This window comes from Ralstonia sp. VS2407 (assembly GCF_052950655.1).
The window spans coordinates 1-621 of the sequence record NZ_JBRFVG010000074.1; the positions used below are offsets into that span (position 1 = coordinate 1).

Consider the following 621-nt stretch of genomic DNA (forward strand, 5'->3'; position numbering starts at 1 on the left):
ATTGTCCGCCGCCAGCACCGACAGCCCGCTCTCGTCCACCCACCTCAGCTGAAGTGGTCAAGCAACTTTGGACACTGCTCCGGGATAGGCTGCGAGCGCTTCGAAACGCGCTGGCGGCAGTCCCTTCGCAGCCGAGTGAAGGCGACGATGGTTGTAAAAATCGACCAGATAATCAGTGATGTCTTGCTCTGCATGGCGGTGATCGACGTACAACTGGTCGCCGATCCATTCATTTTTGAGGCTTCGGAAGAAGCGCTCGACCACCGCGTTGTCCCAACAGTTGCCGCGCCGACTCATGCTCTGGATCGTGCCACGGGCGCGCAGCTCGGCGAGAAAGCGCGTGCTCGTGTATTGGCAGCCCTGATCCGAATGGAACATCAGGCCTGGTAGCGGACGACGATGATCGTAAGCCCGTCTTAATGCCTTTAGTGCCAAGTCGGTGTCCGCGTGCTGACTAAGCGCCCACGCGCCCTGCTTGCAAACAGGGCTGACAGAGGCCGCTGTCGCGACGCAAGATGCGCTGCCTGATCTTGTCCCACGCGGTTCCGTATCCCCGCGCATGACGATTGCCGCGCACCGCGTCGGACTTCCACTTCACCGCCTCATGGGTGTGCTGCGCAC

The 621-nt window shown here is 60.9% G+C and carries 1 pseudogene; it reads right to left on the reverse strand.

What is annotated here, in order from left to right:
• Positions 1-57: 57 nt before the first annotated feature.
• Positions 58-465 (reverse strand): annotated as a pseudogene (locus ACU8YE_RS23900) (integrase core domain-containing protein); the annotation flags it as partial.
• Between the last annotated feature and the right edge of the window lie 156 nt (positions 466-621).